Source organism: Streptococcus infantis, from assembly GCF_964243025.1.
Taxonomy (GTDB): Bacteria; Bacillota; Bacilli; order Lactobacillales; family Streptococcaceae; genus Streptococcus; species Streptococcus infantis_N.
This window is the reverse complement of record NZ_CAXTDJ010000004.1, coordinates 220,899-238,792: the sequence shown is the minus strand read 5'-3', so window position 1 is coordinate 238,792 and position 17,894 is coordinate 220,899. Positions and strand designations below refer to the sequence as shown.

Annotated in this window: 15 protein-coding genes, 1 pseudogene and 2 other annotated features; of the genes and pseudogenes, 14 read left to right on the top strand and 2 right to left on the bottom strand. The window is 39.9% G+C overall.

The window, feature by feature from the left end; all coding sequences use genetic code 11:
• Positions 1-142: 142 nt before the first annotated feature.
• The 7 genes from ACESNQ_RS06455 (at position 143) to ACESNQ_RS06425 (ending at position 6,590) form a co-directional block, all read left to right on the top strand.
• Positions 143-1,321, top strand: a complete 1,179-nt coding sequence (locus ACESNQ_RS06455; protein ID WP_373075830.1) for a galactokinase — start codon at positions 143-145, stop codon at positions 1,319-1,321.
• A gap of 18 nt (positions 1,322-1,339) precedes the next feature.
• Positions 1,340-2,821 (top strand): UDP-glucose--hexose-1-phosphate uridylyltransferase, encoded by a 1,482-nt coding sequence (locus ACESNQ_RS06450; RefSeq protein WP_373075829.1) that lies wholly within the window; start codon positions 1,340-1,342, stop codon positions 2,819-2,821.
• A gap of 69 nt (positions 2,822-2,890) precedes the next feature.
• A complete protein-coding gene (locus tag ACESNQ_RS06445; RefSeq protein ID WP_006152721.1) occupies positions 2,891-3,295 on the top strand; it encodes a PaaI family thioesterase in 405 nt (134 codons plus the stop codon).
• Between the two features lie 122 nt (positions 3,296-3,417).
• Entirely contained in the window at positions 3,418-4,272 is an 855-nt protein-coding gene (locus tag ACESNQ_RS06440; RefSeq protein ID WP_368909843.1) for a DNA adenine methylase, read from the top strand.
• Positions 4,262-5,059: a DNA methyltransferase gene (locus tag ACESNQ_RS06435; protein ID WP_368909844.1), complete on the top strand. Its 798-nt coding sequence runs from the start codon at positions 4,262-4,264 to the stop codon at positions 5,057-5,059. Before ACESNQ_RS06440 ends, ACESNQ_RS06435 begins: the two co-directional genes overlap by 11 nt.
• Entirely contained in the window at positions 5,056-5,679 is a 624-nt protein-coding gene (locus ACESNQ_RS06430; protein ID WP_247912901.1) for a hypothetical protein, read from the top strand. The genes ACESNQ_RS06435 and ACESNQ_RS06430 overlap by 4 nt, the downstream gene beginning before the upstream one ends.
• A gap of 2 nt (positions 5,680-5,681) precedes the next feature.
• Positions 5,682-6,590: a type II restriction endonuclease gene (locus ACESNQ_RS06425; RefSeq protein ID WP_373075828.1), complete on the top strand. Its 909-nt coding sequence runs from the start codon at positions 5,682-5,684 to the stop codon at positions 6,588-6,590.
• Between the two features lie 99 nt (positions 6,591-6,689).
• On the opposite strand, the gene ACESNQ_RS06420 is transcribed toward ACESNQ_RS06425, so the two are convergent.
• Both ACESNQ_RS06420 and ACESNQ_RS06415 read right to left on the bottom strand, forming a co-directional pair.
• Positions 6,690-7,076 (bottom strand): bleomycin resistance protein, encoded by a 387-nt coding sequence (locus ACESNQ_RS06420; protein ID WP_373075827.1) that lies wholly within the window; start codon positions 7,074-7,076, stop codon positions 6,690-6,692.
• Positions 7,077-7,087: 11 nt separating this feature from the next.
• Positions 7,088-7,915: an exodeoxyribonuclease III gene (locus tag ACESNQ_RS06415; protein WP_006152698.1), complete on the bottom strand. Its 828-nt coding sequence runs from the start codon at positions 7,913-7,915 to the stop codon at positions 7,088-7,090.
• 262 nt (positions 7,916-8,177) lie between these two features.
• Here ACESNQ_RS06415 and ACESNQ_RS06410 point away from each other — a divergent pair.
• The 7 genes and pseudogenes from ACESNQ_RS06410 to ACESNQ_RS06380 all read left to right on the top strand — a co-directional run bounded on the left by ACESNQ_RS06410 (position 8,178) and on the right by ACESNQ_RS06380 (position 17,888).
• Positions 8,178-9,923, top strand: a pseudogene (locus ACESNQ_RS06410) (ABC transporter ATP-binding protein).
• A complete protein-coding gene (locus ACESNQ_RS06405; protein WP_373075826.1) occupies positions 9,913-11,655 on the top strand; it encodes an ABC transporter ATP-binding protein in 1,743 nt (580 codons plus the stop codon). The pseudogene ACESNQ_RS06410 and the gene ACESNQ_RS06405 overlap by 11 nt, the downstream one beginning before the upstream one ends.
• A gap of 106 nt (positions 11,656-11,761) precedes the next feature.
• A complete protein-coding gene (locus tag ACESNQ_RS06400) occupies positions 11,762-12,454 on the top strand; it encodes a sugar transferase (RefSeq protein WP_373075825.1) in 693 nt (230 codons plus the stop codon).
• Positions 12,455-12,493: 39 nt separating this feature from the next.
• Positions 12,494-13,720: a DegT/DnrJ/EryC1/StrS family aminotransferase gene (locus ACESNQ_RS06395; protein WP_373075824.1), complete on the top strand. Its 1,227-nt coding sequence runs from the start codon at positions 12,494-12,496 to the stop codon at positions 13,718-13,720.
• A 60-nt stretch (positions 13,721-13,780) separates the two neighbouring features.
• Positions 13,781-14,012: a binding site (T-box leader), on the top strand.
• A 160-nt stretch (positions 14,013-14,172) separates the two neighbouring features.
• A complete protein-coding gene (gene trpB, locus ACESNQ_RS06390) occupies positions 14,173-15,351 on the top strand; it encodes a tryptophan synthase subunit beta (protein ID WP_373075823.1) in 1,179 nt (392 codons plus the stop codon).
• Positions 15,348-15,573 (top strand) — a binding site (T-box leader). (Overlaps the previous gene by 4 nt.)
• Positions 15,574-15,963: 390 nt before the next feature.
• The gene (gene trpE / locus ACESNQ_RS06385; RefSeq protein WP_373075822.1) at positions 15,964-17,325 is read left to right on the top strand and encodes an anthranilate synthase component I; all 1,362 of its coding nucleotides are present in this window, start codon (positions 15,964-15,966) and stop codon (positions 17,323-17,325) included.
• Positions 17,322-17,888 (top strand): aminodeoxychorismate/anthranilate synthase component II, encoded by a 567-nt coding sequence (locus ACESNQ_RS06380; RefSeq protein ID WP_373075821.1) that lies wholly within the window; start codon positions 17,322-17,324, stop codon positions 17,886-17,888. Before trpE ends, ACESNQ_RS06380 begins: the two co-directional genes overlap by 4 nt.
• Positions 17,889-17,894 lie beyond the last annotated feature (6 nt).

Below are 17,894 nucleotides of genomic sequence, written 5' to 3'. Positions count from 1 at the left end.
ATCATATTTTTCTATCTTTTTACTCATAGTTTAGTAAAATATCGGTAAAAATGTTGACCAAAGCAAAACCCTTGGGTACAATAGAAGAAAACGATTACAAGGTAAACTTTTTTACCTAACAAATTGTCAAAGGAGAATTCATATGACACAACATCTTACTGCTGATGCACTTCGCAAGGACTTTCTTGCGGTTTTTGGTCAAGAAGCAGATCAAACTTTCTTCTCACCAGGCCGTATCAACTTGATTGGGGAGCATACTGACTACAACGGTGGGCATGTTTTCCCAGCTGCTATTTCACTAGGAACTTATGGAGCTGCACGCAAGCGTGATGATCAAGTTTTGCGTTTCTACTCCGCAAACTTTGAGGACAAAGGCATTATCGAAGTTCCTCTGGCTGACCTTAAGTTTGAGAAAGAGCACAACTGGACCAACTATCCAAAAGGTGTCCTTCATTTCTTGCAAGAAGCTGGGCATGTGATTGATAAAGGTTTTGATTTCTATGTATTTGGAAATATCCCAAATGGTGCTGGTTTGTCTTCATCTGCATCTTTGGAGCTATTGACAGGTGTCGTGGCAGAATACCTCTTTGACCTAAAATTGGACCGTTTAGATTTAGTAAAAATCGGGAAATTGACAGAGAACAACTTTATTGGGGTTAATTCTGGTATCATGGACCAATTTGCTATCGGTATGGGGGCAGATCAACGTGCTATTTACCTTGATACCAATACTTTAGAATACGACTTGGTTCCCCTTGATTTGAAGGACAATGTTGTTGTTATCATGAACACTAACAAACGCCGTGAACTTGCGGATTCTAAATACAATGAACGTCGTGCTGAATGTGAAGAAGCAGTAGAAGAACTCCAAGTGGCCTTGAATATTCAAACCTTGGGTGAATTGGATGAATGGGCTTTTGATGAATATAGCTACCTGATCAAAGACGAAAATCGCTTGAAACGTGCTCGTCACGCAGTTCTTGAAAACCAACGTACGCTTAAAGCACAAGCAGCTCTTCAAGCAGGAGACTTAGACAAGTTTGGTCGTTTGATGAATGCTTCTCATGTTTCACTTGAGCACGATTACGAAGTAACTGGCTTGGAATTAGATACCCTTGTTCATATAGCTTGGGCTCAAGAAGGTGTTCTTGGTGCTCGTATGACTGGAGCTGGCTTTGGTGGTTGTGCGATCGCCTTGGTTCAAAAGGATGCTGTTGAGTCCTTTAAAGAAACTGTAGGCAAGCACTATGAAGAAATCGTTGGTTACGCTCCAAGTTTCTATATCGCTGAAGTGGCAGGTGGAACTCGCATCCTTGAATAGTCAGAAGGAGGTTGTCTAGTGACCTTAGTAGAAAAATTTGTGACCAAAGTCATTGCAGAAAGTAGCTTTGAAGAGTTGGATCGAATCTATCTAACCAATCGTGTTTTAGCGCTGGTGGGAGATGGAGTTCTTGAAGTTGAGACTGACCAAGATGATTTGATTGAACTAAAAGATCAGCTTGTCGAGGAAGCCGTTCGATTGGGAACGATTGAAGATAGTCAGGCTGCGCGTGAGATTCTCGGTGCTGACCTCATGGACTTGGTAACGCCTTGTCCAAGTCAGGTTAATCGTGATTTTTGGAATACCTATGCCCAGTCACCAGAGCAGGCAATTGCGGATTTCTACCAACTCAGTCAGAGAAATGACTACATCAAACTAAAGGCTATCGCAAAGAATATTGCTTATCGTGTACCATCTGACTACGGTGAACTGGAGATTACCATCAATCTCTCTAAGCCTGAAAAGGATCCAAAAGAGATAGCGGCAGCTAAGTTGGTTAAGTCGAGTAACTATCCTCAATGTCAGCTCTGTATGGAGAATGAAGGTTATCATGGTCGTGTCAACCATCCAGCTAGAAGCAATCATCGTATTATCCGTTTTGATATTTCTGGTCAGGAGTGGGGTTTCCAGTATTCGCCTTACGCTTACTTTAATGAGCACTGTATTTTCCTAGATAGCAAGCATCGTCCTATGGCCATTAGTCGCCAAAGTTTTGAACGTTTGTTAGCGATTGTGGAGCAGTTTCCAGGCTACTTTGCTGGTTCAAATGCTGATTTGCCAATCGTGGGTGGCTCCATCCTGACCCATGATCATTACCAAGGTGGTCGTCATGTTTTCCCAATGGAAGTGGCTCCTATTCAGAAAAGCTTTACCTTTGCAGGTTTTAAAACTGTTAAAGCAGGGATTGTTCAATGGCCTATGTCCGTCATTCGACTAACTTCAGATTCTAAAGAGGATTTGACAGAACTAGCGGATAAAATCTTACTGGCTTGGCGTCAATACTCAGATCCAAGTGTCCAAGTCTTGGCAGAAAGCGCTGGAACACCACATCACACTATCACACCGATTGCGCGTAAAAGAGATGGGCAGTTCGAGTTGGATTTGGTCTTGCGGGACAATCAAACATCTCCCGAGCATCCAGATGGTATCTATCATCCCCACAAGGATGTCCAACATATCAAGAAGGAAAATATCGGCTTGATAGAGGTCATGGGCTTGGCAATTTTGCCACCACGCTTGAAGGAAGAAGTGGAGCAAGTAGCAGCTTATCTAGTCGGAAAGGATGTTTCAGTAGCAGATTATCACCAAGAATGGGCGGATGAGTTGAAAGAATCAAATCCTGGATTGACTGACAAAGACCAAGCTCTTAATATCGTCCAAGAATCTGTTGGAAAAATCTTTGCTCGAGTTTTGGAAGATGCAGGTGTTTACAAGCAAACAGAAGAAGGACAAGCTGCCTTTATGCGCTTTGTGGAGCAGGTTGGTATTTTGCCCGAATAAGTGCTTCTCTCTTGCGTAGAGTCTTGAAAAGTAGTATCATAGTGTCGTTTGAAATATCAGGAGGAACGTATGAAAGATTTTCACTTTGACGCTATATCTGCCTTTGAAAATTACGAAATTGAAAAAATGAGAGACGGTCACGTGGTGGTGACAACAAAAGTAGTGGACTCTTCACTCAACTACTATGGAAATGCCCATGGAGGCTATCTATTTACCCTATGTGATCAAATTAGTGGTCTTGTGGTGATTTCGCTAGGATTAGACGGGGTGACACTCCAGTCTTCCATCAACTATCTGAAAGCCGGAAATCTAGGGGATGTTCTCACTATCAAAGGAGAATGTGTCCATCAAGGACGTACCACTTGTGTCGTCGATGTTGACATCATCAACCAAGATGGCCGAAATGTCTGCAAGGCAACCTTCACCATGTTTGTCACAGGACAACGATCTGAAGATAGACAGGTGAGGATATAAAAGAAAGAATGAGTAGGAAAACTATCCTACTCATTTTAATTTGTTAAAGAAGTTCCAGAGAAATATATAAGAGCAGTGAAATACTAAGCTAATGATTACTTATATGTGGTATAATAATAAGTATGAATATTGAACAAACGAAAAAAGTTATTCTACAACCATTCACTAAATGGACAGGCGGTAAACGACAATTATTACCTATCATAAAAGAACTTATGCCTGAAACGTATAATGATTATTATGAACCTTTTATCGGAGGGGGGGCCTTATTTTTTGATTTAGCTCCTGAAAGGGCTGTTATTAATGATTATAATGCCGAGTTAATCAACTGTTATCAACAAATTAAGGATAATCCTCAGGAGTTAATTGACTTATTGAAGTATCATCAAGAAAATAATTCAAAAGATTATTACTTACAATTACGCTCAGCTGATCGTGATGATAGAATAAACAATATGTCCGATGTCCAAAGAGCTGCTCGAATTCTATATATGCTAAGAGTCGATTTTAATGGCTTATATCGAGTGAATTCTAAAAATCAATTTAATGTACCATACGGTAGCTATAAAAATCCTAAAATTGTTGATGAAGAGTTGATATCTGTTATTTCAAATTTTCTAAATAAAAATCAAATAGAGATTAGAACAGGCGATTTTGAGGATGCACTCTTAGATGTTAAAGAAGGTGATTTTATCTATTTCGATCCTCCTTATATTCCATTATCTGAGACAAGCGCTTTTACATCGTATACTCATGAAGGTTTTTCTTATGAGGACCAAGTTAGATTAAGAGATACATTTAGGAGACTAAGTGATGCAGGCGCTTATGTAATGTTGTCAAATTCATCGAGTCATTTAGTAGAGGAATTATATCGAGATTTTAATATCCATTATGTAGAGGCTACACGAACAAATGGAGCTAAATCTTCCAGTCGAGGAAAAATTTCTGAAATTATAGTCACAAATTATGAAAATTAACGAATATAAGTATGGGGGTGTTTTAATGACAAAACCATACTATAATAAAGACAAAATGATTCTTGTTCATGCAGATACGTTTAAATTATTATCAAAAATGAAACCAGAGAGTATGGATATGATCTTTGCGGACCCGCCATATTTTTTAAGTAATGGTGGGATATCTAATTCGGGGGGACAAGTTGTTTCCGTTGATAAAGGAGATTGGGACAAGATTTCTTCATTTGAGGAAAAGCATGAGTTCAACCGCAGATGGATTCGTTTAGCAAAAGAAGTTTTGAAGCCTAATGGGACTATATGGATTTCAGGGAGTTTGCATAATATTTACTCAGTTGGAATGTCATTAGAGCAAGAAGGTTTTAAAATTCTAAATAATATTACTTGGCAGAAAACAAACCCTGCACCCAATTTATCCTGTCGTTATTTTACTCATTCTACTGAAACTATTTTATGGGCAAGAAAAAATGATAAAAAAGCTCGTCATTATTACAATTACGATTTGATGAAAGAGCTAAATGATGGTAAGCAAATGAAAGATGTTTGGACAGGTTCATTGACGAAAAAAGCTGAGAAATGGGCTGGCAAGCATCCAACACAAAAACCAGAATATTTATTGGAACGTATAATTTTGGCTTCTACTAAAGAAGGTGACTATATTTTAGACCCGTTTGTAGGAAGTGGAACAACTGGAGTAGTTGCTAAACGCTTAGGTAGAAGATTTATAGGCATTGATGCTGAAAAAGAATATTTGAAAATTGCAAAGAAGAGGTTGGAATATACACAATGAAAAAGGGTGGCATTGGAGGAGCAAACACTAAAACAGGTTTAGCTTTTGAAATACAAACGGATTTCCCTACATTTTTATCCAAACAACCAGGTTATAGTATTAAAAATATTGACCTTGATACAAAGAGACAGGGGAAGGGTGAAAAGGCAAAAATTATCAAAGGAACGAAAAAACGTTCAAAACCAATGAGATGGAGAATCGATTTTTTAGGAGAAGAAGTTGGACAGATTTTCCAAAAAGACGGCCTATATCGCTATTTTGATGAGATTGATGATTTTGATTATACTAAAATCATATCCGCCAAATTATTGCCTGATGAAGCAATCTTTGTTATTAGTAAGAATACTGTATATATCATAGAGAAAAAAACACAGAGTGGTGGAGGAAGTGTAGATGAAAAGTTGCAAACATGTGATTTTAAATTAAAACAATATAAAAAACTCTTTTCTCCGTTAAATAAAGAAGTTTGCTATTCTTATTTATTGGATAAAGATTGGTTTAAAAATCCTCGTTATAAAGATACTTTAGATTATATTATTAGTGTTGGATGTAAATATTATTTTAATTATATTCCATTAGATGCGATTGGCTTACCATTACCTAAACAAGAGGAAAATTAATTATGAATTTTAAAAATTATTTAATAAAATCCCCACAAGAAAGGTTAACGATTTTCTTAGAATCATTATCAATTACCAATAGAACTCCAGAGTATTATGTGAATTGGAAGAAAGTTGACCGTGAGACAAAGAAGTATGAATTAGAATTGAATACTTTGAACTACTTAATTGGTAAAGATGATATTTATTCAGAAGCTTTACGTTTATTCACTAAACAACCTAATTTGTTAAAAGCAATTCCTAGCCTAATTGCAAGTCGTGATAGAGTTTTAGATATTCTTACAATAGACAATGATGATAATATGTCTTTTGAGCAATTGGATTTCAAAACGATAGACACTAGTAGAATAGATGATTACTTGAAATTTATCGAGCAATCTGGTTTATTAAATTTTTTACAACAACATGCTAATCGTTCATTAGTTGATTATATTTATGGAGTAGAGACTGGATTAGATAGCAATGCACGAAAAAACCGAAGTGGAACAACCATGGAGGGGATTTTAGAGAGACATGTAGCAAAAATTTCTCAGGAACAAAAATTGGAATGGAAATCTCAAGCTACAGCCCAATTTATTAAGGATAAGTGGGGAATTAAAGTACCTGTTGATAAATCTGAGAGAAGATTTGATGTTGCAGTTTATTCCCGAGAAAAACATAAGGTTTGGCTGATTGAAACAAATTACTATGGTGGAGGAGGAAGTAAATTAAAAGCAGTAGCTGGTGAATTTACTGAACTTAGTCAATTCGTGGTCACATCAGATGATGCTGTTGAATTTGTATGGGTTACGGATGGTCAAGGATGGAAAACTGCACACTTACCATTAGCAGAAGCATTTAGTCATATTACTAATGTGTTTAACTTAGAAATGTTGAGAGAAGGATTTTTATCTGAATTGTTTCGACAATAGACTTGTTGAACTTTAAAATTAGGTAAGTGACAAAAGAAATAAGAAAAAGAGGCAAACACCTCTTTTTTTATTACTTTTCCACTCTAATGCTTTATTATTCTATTCACTAAATCTTAAAAAATAGCCATCTGGGTCTAAAACTGCAAATTCATGAGGGTAGATATATTGTTCACCAACACGAAATTCTCTTTTAGTCAAAGGACGATGAATAGGATAGTTGGATTCTAACAATTTCTGATGGAGCCTAGGGACATCCTTGATACCAAAGGAAATATTGACACCACGCCCGAAAGGATAAGTCAGTTGGGATAATTCTTCTGCGTTGCCTTCTTCTAGCATAAGTTGGCAGTCTTCAAGCGAAAGGAAGAGAAATTTCTCCTCTGGACGCTCGTATTCGACAGAGAATCCCAATAAGTCGCAGTAGAAGTGGCGTGACTTTTCGAGGTCAGATACTACAAATTCAGGAATGACAGCTTGATAGTCCATTAGCTTTCTCCTTAGAGCTCAATCTCCAAGACAATTGGTGTATGGTCTTGGCGTGCGCCTGAGTCAATCATGTCTGACTTGGTAACCTTGTCTGCTACACGGTTACTTGTGAGCCAGTAGTCGATTCTCCAGCCTGTGTTGTTGATTTTTGAAGTTTTGCTACGTTGTGCCCACCAAGTATAGCGTTCTGGCACATCGCCATGGATATGGCGGAAGGTATCTGTAAATCCTTTGGCTAAAAGGTTTGTAAATCCTTCACGTTCTTCGTCTGTAAATCCTGGTGAACGGCGGTTGCTGGCTGGGTTGGCAAGGTCAATTTCCTTGTGGGCAACGTTGTAGTCTCCGGTTGCTAGGACAGGTTTTTGCTTGTCTAGTTGAGCCAAGTACTCTGCATATTTGACATCCCAGACTTGACGTTCTTCCAAGCGTTTGAGGCCATCGCCAGCGTTTGGTGTGTAAACCTGAGTGACGAAAAATGTATCAAATTCTAGGGTAATGATGCGTCCTTCAGAATCCATAGTAGAAGGGGCACCGATTTCCGGGAAGCTGATAGTTGGAGTCAGTTCTTTCTTATAGAGGAACATAGTCCCAGCATAGCCTTTACGAGCAGGTTCTTGAGAGGAACGCCAAGTATTTTCATATCCAGGGAAGAGTTCTTCTAACACCTCGAGATGTTTTTTAGTAGGCCCTGTAGCTGAAAGCTTGGTTTCTTGGATGGCGATGATATCAGCGTCTTCAGCAACCAATGTTTGGAGGACGTCTTGTGATAATTTCGCACGCGCAGAATCACTCGTCAACGCTGCATTGAGGGAATCAATGTTCCATGAGATCAATTTCATAATGTTTACCTTTTCATTCAGATTATAGACAATATTATACCAGAAAAAGAAGTATTTCCCCAGCGTATAGTTTGAAAAAACAAGGTCATTCCTATATAATAAAGAATGATTTATGTAAAAGATTGAAAATAAATGAAATGTTACTCCTTTGAGTATCTTTATCGCTTAATATGACAAAGTTTAAGTTAGTGTCATCACCTATGAATAGGAAAAACCTGAGGCAGTCGCCTCAGGTTTCCATTTGTCATTAGAAAGGAATTTTATGTCCATCATCCAAAAACTCTGGTGGTTTTTTAAATTAGAAAAACGCCGTTACCTAGTTGGAATCGTAGCTTTGGTTTTAGTCTCTGTGCTAAACCTTATCCCACCTATGGTCATGGGGCGCGTGATCGATGCCATCACTTCGGGACGATTAACACAGGATGAGCTCCTGCTTCATCTCTTTTATCTCCTGCTTGCTGCTTTTGGGATGTACTATCTGCGTTATGTTTGGCGTATGTATATCCTAGGAACCTCCTATCGACTTGGGCAAATCATGCGTTCAAGACTATTTGAACACTTTACAAAAATGTCGCCTGCTTTTTATCAGAATTATCGAACAGGGGATTTGATGGCTCATGCAACCAATGATATCAATGCTCTGACTCGTCTAGCCGGTGGTGGTGTCATGTCGGCGGTGGATGCTTCTATCACAGCCTTGGTGACTTTACTAACCATGCTCTTTAGTATTTCTTGGCAGATGACCTTGGTTGCCATTCTTCCCTTGCCATTTATGGCCTATGCGACTAGTCGTCTGGGGAGAAAGACCCATAAGGCTTTCGGAGAATCACAAGCAGCCTTTTCTGAACTCAACAATAAGGTTCAAGAATCTGTATCAGGTATCAAGGTAACCAAGTCCTTTGGATATCAGTCTAATGAATTGGCATCTTTCCAGGAAGTTAATGATTTGACCTTCCAAAAGAATCTGCAAACCATGAAATATGATAGTCTCTTTGACCCCATGGTTCTACTCTTTGTTGGTTCTTCCTATGCCTTAACTCTCTTAGTGGGTGCCTTTATGGTGCAAGCAGGACAAGTAACCGTTGGGAATCTTGTCACCTTTATCTCTTACTTGGATATGTTGGTCTGGCCCTTGATGGCGATTGGTTTCCTCTTTAATATTACTCAAAGAGGGAAGGTTTCTTATCAACGAATTGAGAGTCTTTTGTCCCAAGAGTCATCTGTCAAAGATCCAGAATCTCCACTTGAAGGGATTGAAAATGGGCGCTTAGACTATGCCATTGATCGTTTTGCTTTTGAAGACGAAGAGACGCTAAGAGATATCCATTTTAGTCTCTAAAAAGGGCAAACCTTGGGCTTGGTTGGGCAAACTGGTTCAGGAAAAACTGCTTTGATTAAATTGCTCCTACGTGAGTATGACGTTGACCAAGGAGCTATTTATCTAAATGGTCATGACATTCGTGACTATCGACTAGCTGATTTACGAAGTTTGATGGGATACGTCCCACAGGACCAATTTCTCTTTGCTAGCTCTATCTTAGAGAATATTTGTTTTGGAAATCCCGACCTACCTTTCTCTGCAGTAGAAGAAGCGACTCAGTTGGCTCAAGTCTATCAAGACATTCAAGCCATGCCTGAGGGATTTGATACAGTTATCGGGGAAAAAGGTGTTAGTCTATCTGGTGGACAAAAGCAACGTCTGGCTATGAGTCGGGCTATGATTCTAAATCCTGATATCTTGATTTTAGATGATTCTTTGTCAGCAGTGGATGCTAAGACAGAGTTCGCGATCATCGATAATCTCAAGGAAACTCGCAAAGATAAAACGACTATCATCACTGCCCATCGTCTCAGTGCAGTTGTTCATGCAGATTTGATTTTGGTCATGCAGGATGGTCGCATCATTGAACGAGGTAGGCATGAAGACTTACTAGCCTTGGATGGTTGGTATGCCCAAACCTACCAGTCTCAACAGTTAGAAATGAAAGGAGAAGAAGATGCGGAATAAACAAGAACAATGGTCTGTATTGAAGCGTTTGTTGTCTTATATTAAGCCTTATGGGCACCTCACCTTTTTAGCACTTGCTTTTCTCCTTGCGACAACTGTTATTAAGAGTATTATCCCCCTGGTAGCTTCTCACTTTATCGACCAGTATCTAAACAATCTCAATCAGCTTGCTGTTACAGTTTTGCTAGTTTACTATGGTCTCTATATCCTTCAAACCATTGTTCAATATGTAGGGAATCTCCTCTTTGCGCGTGTATCCTACAGCATCGTTAGAGATATCCGACGTGATGCCTTTGCCAATATGGAGAAGCTAGGCATGTCTTACTTTGATAAAACGCCTGCAGGCTCTATTGTCTCTCGTTTGACAAATGACACCGAGACTATCAGTGATATGTTTTCGGGAATCTTATCTAGCTTTATCTCGGCAGTCTTTATATTCGTGACGACCCTTTATACCATGTTAGTTCTGGACTATCGTCTGACTGCTTTAGTCTTGCTCTTTCTGCCTTTGATTTTCCTTTTGGTCAATCTCTACCGTAAAAAATCGGTCAAGGTCATTGAAAAAACCAGAAGTCTACTGTCAGATATTAACAGTAAGCTGGCAGAAAATATCGAAGGAATTCGTATTATTCAAGCCTTTAACCAAGAAAAACGCCTGCAAGATGAGTTTGATGAGATAAACCAGGAACACCTAGTCTACGCTAATCGTTCAGTAGCCTTGGATTCTCTCTTTTTACGTCCAGCTATGAGTTTGTTGAAGCTGTTGGGATATGCAGTTTTGATGGCTTACTTTGGCTATCGCGGTCTTTATCTAGGAATAACGGCAGGAACTATGTATGCCTTTATCCAGTACATCAACCGTCTCTTTGATCCGCTTATCGAGGTGACGCAAAACTTTTCTACTCTTCAGACATCCATGGTGTCAGCAGGTCGTGTTTTTGCACTTATCGATGAGACCAACTATGAACCAGTCCAAGAAAATGGCCAATCCAAGATTCAAGAAGGAAATATCCGCTTTGAACATGTGTCCTTCTCCTATGATGGAAAACACCAAATTCTCGATGATATTTCCTTTACCGTCAATAAAGGTGAAACCATTGCCTTTGTCGGTCATACGGGATCGGGAAAATCTTCTATCATCAATGTTCTGATGCGCTTTTATGAATTCCAGTCAGGTCGGGTTCTCCTAGATGGTGTGGATATTCGAGAGTATAGTCAAGAGGAGTTGAGAAAAAACATCGGTTTGGTTCTACAGGAACCCTTCCTCTATCATGGGACCATAAAGTCCAATATCGCCATGTACCAAGATATAAGTGATGACCAGGTCAAGGCGGCAGCAGAATTTGTCGATGCAAATTCTTTCATTCAGGACCTTCCTCTGGGCTATGATGCTCCCGTATCTGAGCGTGGTTCGAGTTTTTCAACTGGTCAACGTCAGCTTCTTGCCTTTGCTAGAACTGTTGCCAGTCAACCTAAAATCCTGATTTTAGATGAAGCAACAGCCAATATCGACTCTGAAACAGAAGCTCTTGTCCAAAATTCCCTAGCTAAGATGAGGCAAGGTCGGACAACCATTGCCATCGCCCATCGCCTTTCTACCATTCAAGATGCTAATTGTATCTATGTTCTTGATAAGGGACGAATCATCGAGAGTGGAACCCACGAGGAACTCCTAGCATTGGGTGGAACCTATCACAAGATGTATAGTTTGCAGGCAGGGGCTCTTTCCTAAGGAAGAATTCCTTTAAAACATAGATTTCTTGCACTGCCTCTTTCATTTTGTGGTATAATGTAGAATGTTAATAAAGATTATATATAAAAAACAGAGGAGAATGTGCATGCTGAAATGGGATGAGATACCTCAAGAAATGCAATTGAGCGAGGTAAAACCATACTACCAGCTTGTGTCTAGAAGAAAAGGCTCACTGATTTTCAAGCGTTGTCTAGATTTGTTTCTAGCCGTAGTCTTGTTAATTTTGACCTCCCCCTTATTTCTGATTCTAAGCATCTGGATCAAGCTAGATAGCAAGGGTCCAGTTATTTACAAGCAAGTGCGGGTAACCCAGTACAACCGTCATTTCAAGATTTGGAAATTCCGGACCATGGTAACGGATGCTGATAAAAAAGGAAGTCTAGTAACTTCTGCAAATGACAGTCGCATCACTAAAGTTGGAAATTTCATTCGACGTGTTCGTTTGGATGAATTGCCGCAATTGGTCAATGTCCTCAAAGGAGAGATGTCTTTTGTAGGAACACGCCCAGAAGTACCACGCTACACAGAGCAGTATAGCCCTGAAATGATGGCTACCTTGCTCTTACCTGCGGGGATTACATCGCTTGCCAGCATTAACTATAAGGATGAGGATGCCATCATCAGTCAAATGACTGCAAAAGGTATGACAGTTGACCAGGCTTATGTGGAAAGAGTCCTTCCAGAGAAAATGCACTTTAACCTAGCCTACCTACGTGATTTTAATTTCTTCGGAGATATCAAAATCATGTTCCAGACTGTAGTTGAAGTTTTAAAATAAAGTAGTCACAAGAGTGAATACAGTAAAAGGAGTAAATCAATGACAAAGTATAATATTCCATTTTCACCACCCGATATTACCGAAGCTGAAATTGCTGAAGTAGCTGATACCCTCCGTTCAGGATGGATTACAACAGGTCCAAAGACAAAAGAACTAGAACGTCGTCTGTCCGTCTATACTCAAACGCCCAAGACAGTCTGCCTCAACTCTGCAACAGCAGCTCTTGAATTAATCTTGCGCGTGCTTGAAGTAGGACCTGGTGACGAAGTCATCGTTCCAGCTATGACCTATACAGCTTCATGTAGTGTCATCACTCACGTAGGTGCGACACCAGTGATGGTTGATATCCAAGATGATACCTTTGAAATGGACTATGACAAGCTTGAGCAAGCTATTACTGAGAAGACTAAAGTTATCATCCCAGTTGAACTTGCAGGGATTATCTGTGACTATGACCGTTTGTTCCAAGTTGTAGAAAAGAAACGCGACCTCTTTACAGCTGCTAGCAAGTGGCAAAAGGCCTTTAACCGTATTGTGATTGTCTCTGATAGTGCCCATGCTTTAGGTTCAACCTATAAGGAGCAACCAGCTGGTTCAATCGCTGACTTTACATCATTCTCTTTCCACGCAGTTAAGAATTTTACAACTGCTGAGGGAGGAAGTGCGACTTGGAAAGCAAATCCAGCGATTGATGATGAAGAAATGTATAAGGAATTCCAAATCCTATCTCTTCATGGTCAAACAAAAGATGCTCTTGCTAAGATGCAACTGGGTTCATGGGAATACGATATCGTAACACCAGCCTACAAGTGCAACATGACGGATATCATGGCTTCACTTGGTCTAGTTCAGCTAGATCGTTATCCTGGCTTACTACAACGTCGTAAGGATATCGTGGATCGCTATGACCGTGGATTTGCAGGAACTCGTATTCACCCATTGGCTCATGAGACAGATGCAGTTGAATCTTGTCGTCACCTCTACATCACCCATGTAGAAGGAGCAAATCTCGAACAACGCAACCAAATTATTCAAGAATTGGCCAAGGCAGGAATCGCAAGTAACGTCCACTACAAACCACTTCCGCTTTTGACAGCCTATAAGAATCTTGGCTTTGACATGGCAGATTATCCAAAGGCTTATGCCTTCTTTGAAAATGAAATTACATTACCGCTTCACACGAAATTAACGGATGAAGAAGTAGATTATATCATTGAGACTTTTGTTAGAGTTTCTGAAGAAATTCTTGCTTCTTCAAAAAACTAATTAAAAAAATTAGTAAAAAATGAATGAAAACGGTTGACAAAGAAAAAACAATAACATATAATTAACTCAATAAATCAGAAAAGTAGTTATTTTTGATCTTCAGGGAGCCTGTGGTTACTGTGAACAGGTGGTTGAAAGTAGTGAAATTGGGCTGATTTGAAAAAATGAATTTGAAACAATGAAAATTCGGTAGGCACACCTTATAGTGCAACTTGTTGTTAGACAAGGCAGAGATGTAAAGGGGATATTCTCTTTACAATTGAGGTGGTACCGCGTTACGAACGCCCTCACATGGAAATATATTCCGTGTGTGGGCTTTTTCTATCCGTCATTTTGTTTATCTTTTAATAGGGTGTTAAGTCGCTTTGATGAACTTGAGTTCTATCTGCAGCTCCTTGCCCACTACTAAAAGCAAACAAAAAGCCGGATTCATACAGAAGGAGGAAAAATTTATGACAACTAAAGGATATTTCGGACAATTTGGTGGTAGTTTTGTACCAGAACCAATTCAGGTTTTGCTAGATGAATTGGAAGTTACTTTTGAAAAATACAAGGATGATCCAGAGTTTTTAGCTGAGTTTCGCCATTACTTGAAGGATTATTCAGGTCGCGAAACACCACTCTATTTTGCTGAAAGCTTGACAGAGCACTTAGGTGGAGCTAAGATTTATCTCAAGCGTGAAGACCTTAACCACCTTGGTTCTCACAAACTTAATAATGTTTTGGGTCAAATCCTTCTAGCAAAACGAATGGGTAAAAAGCGTGTCATTGCTGAGACAGGAGCTGGCCAGCACGGTGTTGCGACTGCGGCAGCTGCAGCCAAATTTGGTATGGCATGTGATGTCTACATGGGGGCAGAAGATGTGGAGCGTCAACGTCTCAATGTCTTCCGCATGGAGATGATGGGAGCAACTGTTCACGCAGTTGAAACTGGTACTCGTACCCTCAAAGATGCGGTTGATGCAGCCTTTGGAGCATGGATGAATGACCTTGAAGCCTTCTACGTTTTAGGTTCTGCTGTTGGACCACACCCTTATCCAACCATTGTTCATGAATTCCAAAAAGTGATTAGTGAAGAATCTCGTCGTCAAATCTTGGAAAAAGAAGGACGACTGCCAGACTACGTCATTGCCTGTGTGGGCGGTGGTTCCAATGCCATCGGTGCCTTTTCACAGTATGTAGCTGATGAAGAAGTAAAATTGGTTGGGGTAGAAGCTGCTGGTCATGGTTTAGATACTGACAAACACGCAGCAACTATGACCAAGGGTAGTGTCGGAATTGTCGATGGAATGAAGACCTATGCAGTTTTTAAGGAAGATGGAGAGCTCGCGCCAGTTTACTCTATCTCAGCAGGTTTGGACTATCCAGGGGTTGGACCAGAACATGCATTCTTTAAAGACTCTGGTCGTGTAGAGTATGTTGCAGCGACAGACGAAGAAGCTGTCCAAGCCTTGCTTCTACTTAGTAAGACTGAAGGAATTATCCCAGCTATTGAAAGCTCACATGCTATCGCAGAAGCAGTCAAACGAGCACCAAAACTAAGTAAAAATGAGATTATCGTCATTAATGTCTCTGGTCGTGGAGACAAGGACGTAGCTGCCATTGCAGACTACCTTGAAGCTAAAAAATAAAAGATGGAAAAGATACAGGGATTTCTCTCACAGAGAGCTTGTGGTTGCTGAAAACAAGCAGAGAAAGCTGTAAGGTTGGGTCCATCTGAAATGAGAGAAGAAAACATAATTCTCAAGGGAGTGCCCTTTATCGCACAACCTGTTACAGGAGCTATCTGAGACAGGAATGAGAGATAGGAGAAATCCTATAATTGAGGTGGCACCGCGAATTTCGTCCTCACGCAAGTTATTTTGCGTGGGGATTTTTATATATGTATTATAGGTGTGGCTATTCAGTTTTAAATTATGCTTCATCAATAGATAGATTTCTATAAAATATTTGCGAACGAAGTGAGCATCGAACCGCTATTTCCCGCCATGGTGGTATCCTAGAGAAGCAAAGATGCTTCTCTAGGACGGAATTTTTGAGAGTAAAATAGTTCGGGGAACCATTTTAGCCTGAGCCTAGAAATGAATGAGCGAGGAGCTCAAAAATTAGGTCTTTCATTTCATGGTTTTCTAAAATCATCCACTGGATAATTTTACCTCCCGTCCGCACTATTTAAGGGAAATAGAAAAAAGATAAATTAAAACTAAAATTCTATAAAGATACGAATCGAAAGGGAAATTACAATGGAACGAATCATTCATGGAGATGTTTTATCACCAATATTGGCTTATATGCGTTTGAACGGAAATCACAAGGTCATACTTGAAAGTATCCCAAGAGAAAAAGAAAATGCTCGATTTTCTATCTTAGCCTATAATCCAGTTTTTGAGATTAAGTTCGAAAATGGAGTCCTTTATCAAAATGGTCAAGTGATTGATCGTGACCCCTTGGATTTCCTTTATGAAGTAACTTATAAGAGTCAGCACCATTCAGAACTACCCTTTGGTGGTGGAGCCATTGGTTTTGTTGGCTACGATATGATTTCTCTCTATGAAGAGATTGGCCAGCTCCCTGAGGATACGATTGGGACGCCAGATATGCATTTCTTCGTCTATGAGAGTTATATAGTTTTTGACCATAAGAAAGAAAAAATTCATATCATAGAGGATGCTCTCTACAGTGAACGTAGTAATGAAGAACTAGAAGTGGCTTTAGAGCAGGTTTTAGAAGAGTTGAAAATTCCTGCTCCAAATGAATTTGAAGATTTGGACGTTTCTCCACTTCAGTTTAGACCACATATTGCACCTCAGAAATTTGAAGAAATGGTAGAAACAGCTCGCGACTTGATTCGCAACGGAGATATGTTCCAATGTGTGCTCAGCCAGCGCTTCTCCGCAGAGGTAACTGGAAATCCTTTTGACTTCTACAGAAATCTCCGAGTGACAAATCCATCAAATTATCTCTACTTTTACGACTTTGGAGATTATCAAATCATCGGTGCCAGTCCTGAGAGCTTGGTTTCCGTCAAGAATGGTATCGTGACAACCAATCCAATTGCAGGTACGCGTCCTAGAGGTACCAATGACGAGGAAGATGCAGCACTTGCAAGTGATCTACTTTCTGATGAAAAGGAAACGGCAGAACACCGAATGTTGGTGGATTTGGGACGAAATGATATCGGTAGAATTGCTGAAACAGCAAGTGTCCAAGTAACCAAGTATATGGAAGTCGAACTTTTCCGTTATGTCATGCATTTGACCAGCGTGGTTAAAGGACGTTTGTTAGCAGAATTAACTGCTATGGATGCCTTGAAGGCGACTCTTCCGGCAGGAACAGTATCGGGGGCACCAAAGATTCGGGCCATGAAACGCATCTATGAACTAGAAACAGAGAAGCGAGGCGTATATGCAGGAGCTATCGGTTACCTATCAGCAACTGGAGATATGGATTTCGCCATTGCTATTCGAACAATGATTCTTAAAAATAAAACAGCCTACGTACAGGCTGGTGCAGGAATTGTTTATGATTCCATCGCTCAGAACGAATACCAAGAAACCATTAACAAAGCTAAATCTATGACTAGAATGGGAGAACTAAGACCATGATCTTATTGATTGATAATTATGATTCATTTACCTATAACCTGGCTCAATATATCGGGAATTTCGCAGAAGTTCAGGTTTTGAGAAATGATGACCCACATCTTTATGAACATGCTGAAAAGGCAGATGGATTAGTTTTCTCTCCTGGTCCAGGTTGGCCAGCTGATGCTGGGAAAATGGAAGAAATGATTCGTGATTTTGCAGGTAAGAAGCCTATTCTTGGGATTTGTTTGGGGCACCAAGCCATTGCAGAAGTCTTTGGTGGTAAGTTGGGCTTGGCTCCTAAAGTTATGCACGGGAAACAAAGTCAAATCCGATTTGAGACTCCATCAGTTCTCTATCAAGGGATTGAGGACAATCGTCTAGTCATGCGTTACCACAGTATTTTAATTGAAGAGATGCCAGAAGAGTTTGAAGTGACAGCTCGCTCGACAGATGACCAAGCTATTATGGGTATTCAACACAAAACCTTGCCGATTTATGGCTTGCAGTATCATCCAGAAAGTATTGGAACGCCAGATGGCCTATCTTCTATTCAGAATTTTATCGAGAAAGTTGTAAAGTGAGGGACA